The organism is Sessilibacter sp. MAH3 (assembly GCF_054658275.1).
Genome location: NZ_BAAGIE010000061.1, coordinates 1 through 3,294, shown reverse-complemented (window position 1 = coordinate 3,294; position 3,294 = coordinate 1). Strand labels below are relative to the sequence as shown.

5 protein-coding genes are annotated in these 3,294 nt (G+C 37.2%); all 5 read right to left on the bottom strand.

Annotated features, from left to right (window positions below):
- Positions 1–386 precede the first annotated feature (386 nt).
- The 5 genes from ACYQ2C_RS18525 to ACYQ2C_RS18505 all read right to left on the bottom strand — a co-directional run bounded on the left by ACYQ2C_RS18525 (position 387) and on the right by ACYQ2C_RS18505 (position 2,665).
- Positions 387–695: a hypothetical protein gene (locus ACYQ2C_RS18525; RefSeq protein ID WP_460104654.1), complete on the bottom strand. Its 309-nt coding sequence runs from the start codon at positions 693–695 to the stop codon at positions 387–389.
- A gap of 116 nt (positions 696–811) precedes the next feature.
- Positions 812–1,027, bottom strand: a complete 216-nt coding sequence (locus ACYQ2C_RS18520; protein WP_460104656.1) for a hypothetical protein — start codon at positions 1,025–1,027, stop codon at positions 812–814.
- A complete protein-coding gene (locus ACYQ2C_RS18515) occupies positions 1,024–1,476 on the bottom strand; it encodes a Tse2 family ADP-ribosyltransferase toxin (RefSeq protein WP_460104658.1) in 453 nt (150 codons plus the stop codon). The genes ACYQ2C_RS18520 and ACYQ2C_RS18515 overlap by 4 nt, the downstream gene beginning before the upstream one ends.
- Before the next feature lie 115 nt (positions 1,477–1,591).
- Positions 1,592–2,008, bottom strand: coding sequence for a GIY-YIG nuclease family protein (locus tag ACYQ2C_RS18510; RefSeq protein WP_460104661.1), 417 nt, complete (start codon positions 2,006–2,008; stop codon positions 1,592–1,594).
- A gap of 24 nt (positions 2,009–2,032) precedes the next feature.
- Entirely contained in the window at positions 2,033–2,665 is a 633-nt protein-coding gene (locus ACYQ2C_RS18505) for a hypothetical protein (RefSeq protein WP_460104663.1), read from the bottom strand.
- Positions 2,666–3,294: the final 629 nt, after the last annotated feature.

Here is a 3,294-nt window from a genome sequence, read left to right as displayed (position 1 = left end):
CACCAGCTGAAGTTGAGAAAGCATTTAAATGATAAAAACCTCCTACAGGGTGGTATGAAAATAATTGACCACTACAGAGTTTCATCAAAATGGAACTGAAAAAAGTAACTGGCTCCATCGATAAGGTACTTTTGAACAACAATATCTTCAGTTAATGACCTACAGTCATTTTTAAAGTTTTTAAGTTTTTGTTGCTCTATACCTTCCTCTTCAAACACGATCCAATTCTCGTTTAATTCCATAAATAGATGATAACAATTCTATTAATAATCACTGTAAATCTTACAACTTCGCTGCGAAACGATCAGGGTAAGCGGCCGGAACGCAGCAGAGGCCCCATCGACGCAAGGATGTAACCATGCCCATTTGTTAGCTTTTTTTACCACTTAGCTATCACCAAAGGTTAGTAAGTAGTTTTGTGCTTCTTCATACGTGAATACATCAATGTCATACAAAATGTATACAGCTCCAAGGTTTTGTATATATTTACCTGAGGTTTTCAAGGAGTTTCCTTTATATCCGTTTCCGGTTAGAAAAGCATCACAGCTTACTGTCCAGTTTTCAAGCATGGTGGAAGATAGGCCCAATTCATCCTCGTCAGATGCAATACCATTTTCGTTTAGTTTAGTAATTAGTCTATCAAGATCAGCTCTACTCCATTCCTCAAGTATTTCAAGTGTTGTCATTTTATCCATTTCCTTCCTTCTCTCAAGCAAACACCGGTATTTGGGGGGCGAAGCAGTTAGCGTAGACATCCTAGACCCTTAGGGTGAACAACATGCGTTTGTTAGGATACTGGCCTTTGTTAGCTTTAGACGATATCTTCTAGTGGTAAACCTATGTCTTTTTCAAGTTTCTTATACTGTGATTTTATCTCTGCATAGAACTGACTGACTTCAAGTAAATATTCTTCATAGTCCGCTCTATCTCTTAATGTTTCACTCATTAATAATTGTTCATTGTATCGAACTGCATCACGCAGAGCTTGAACTAGCAGTGGGGCAGCTGCATTTGAAATTTCAATCATTTTGCTAACCTCTCGATCTCAGCAGCAAACAATTTTAATAGCATTCTAAATTTCTCAATAGGCATATCATGAGCGGGAGCTATAGTATAATGAGTAGCAGAAAATGACTCGTTGTATGAGTCTTTTACTATCGCGAGCCCATTTGGCAAACGTGTTCCTGAAGGGATTTTGTAATGAACCCAGTCTTTCCCTTTGGGGACTCCGGGTTTGTCAAACGTAGAGACTCCTCGCGGCCAGTGTTTTACTTTTACCCAACCATGCTCGATAACAAGATCAGGCTTTCTTACTTTTCCATTCGACATTTTGAATGGCGCCTCTATTAGATCAAAAAGCCCAACATTTCGCTTAACATTCAAGCCGCGCCAAAGGTTTACTGGAACAATTCCATCAAAATATCGTTCCAGCTCGTCCATTGCGATAAAAATATCTTTTAAATTAACAACTTCCATACAACCTCCTTTTTTGTTGATCAATAGCTAACACAGCCAACACAGGCCGAGCGATAGCGAGGTCCAGCCCAAGCGCTTTTTGCTTGAGCGATTGTGCTTGGCTTTGTTAGCCATCTTACTCAGCATCTTCAAATTGATTGTCTTTTAATGGCCATTCACCAAGACACGTAACAATTAATCCGGGTCTTGATATTCTTGAGCTTGTGCTTTGAATATTTGCGGGTGGATTCAACTCATGTATTAACAATGACTCCACATCTGACAAAAGAGTGGAGCTAAATCTTCGCCCTTCTTCTAATATGAGCTGACCGACCAAAAGCCCCATCTCTGATATCTGAAATTCACTACGAAGATAGTTAAATATTTCATCTTTATGCCTACCTTTTAGGCGTTTGTATACAGAACTAAAATCTGCTTTTCCAACATAAAGAATTTCTTCTGTATCGGGATGTGTGTAAGCATACAAAACTTGACACAAATCCAGCCCTTCATCGCCATCGACGACATATTGCCAATCAACTTCTACTTCCATGGGTTCTCCGAGTAACTAATACTCCTATGACAGCTTTGTTATATTTTTCTTAAGCAACGACAATACGTCCAAATAGAAATTTGATGTTGTGTTAATTGCACCAAGTTTAATTTTGGTGGTTTTTACGACCTTTATTTTAAATGTTTTTTCTATTTGTAGTACGTCATTATCTAGCATGTTAGAAGTTCCTCCTCCGTGAACAATAGCGTTCCTCCTTGAGTACAGCCAATCCGCATAACCGCATACTGAGGCAGGAACAGTCTTTCTCTGAGGTTTAAATGTTAACAATATCTTTCCGTTTGCATCATTCACTTTTGGCTCATTCCATACCTTTTCCACCCGAAATAGCTCAAACACTTTAGATAACTTTTTCGAGTGTCGTTGCCTTAAAATTCCGTTACTTAACACCGTTCTAACTCTGGCACGAACAACATCTTCGACATTGCCTCCATCCATGAGAAGCTTCAGAACTTGCGACTCAGTGACTGGGGAGTCCAATTTACTTAGAGACTCATCCAACAGGAGCGGCTCTAAGCAGTTGTCGAGAATAGTCTTATCAATCATTACGTCGAATCTATCAACCAAATTTGTATAAACTAACTTTTGCAAGTGAGGGCGACTTCCCTCTTCAAGACTCTCTAGTTCTTTTGCGGCCAATTTCACTTCTGAATTGACAAACTTCTCAAACTATTCGATATGCTTTATTTCCATAAGCTACTCGTGAATATAACAATTTAATAGATTTTCTAACGATATTTTTTCCAGAATTTATCGTCATAGCACATCAATCTCAGGTGATTTTCTGAAAGCTATCTTGAAAGGTTTTTCTCGACAATTTTTTTATCAAGTTGGCGGGCAACTCATCTTGTTTATTTTGTATCGTGTATTTTGGTGAATGATGGCAATTTAGGTGATTTATTCTTCTGCAATATAGGCGGGTTATGAAGTTAAGCACAATTAATGAGAGTTATTGATTGTGCCAAGAATTTTTTGTTCGCGTTTTTAATTCGGGATTCTTGGAAATAATTTTTATTAATTTTTTATTTATGAAAAAAATAATTTGATGATTTTATTCTACTTAATCAGAGATTTTAAAATTTCTAGGTGATTTTTATAATTTTAAAAAAATTGTCGGTAAGTATTCTTAACAGAAAGCAGCAGACCTGATATTGCTATAGCCAATGATAGTACGGATAGCTGCGCAAAAAATTATAGGAACCTCTGATTAACCTAAAAATATTTAGATTATTATTTGAGAATACCGTTTATCAATGAATAATCTAATA

Coding starts and splice junctions, on each gene's coding strand:
- ACYQ2C_RS18520 (WP_460104656.1), bottom strand. CDS start 1,027: ATGATTGAAATTTCAAATGCAGCTGCCCCACTGCTAGTTCAAGCTCTG.
- ACYQ2C_RS18515 (WP_460104658.1), bottom strand. CDS start 1,476: ATGGAAGTTGTTAATTTAAAAGATATTTTTATCGCAATGGACGAGCTG.
- ACYQ2C_RS18525 (WP_460104654.1), bottom strand. CDS start 695: ATGGATAAAATGACAACACTTGAAATACTTGAGGAATGGAGTAGAGCT.
- ACYQ2C_RS18510 (WP_460104661.1), bottom strand. CDS start 2,008: ATGGAAGTAGAAGTTGATTGGCAATATGTCGTCGATGGCGATGAAGGG.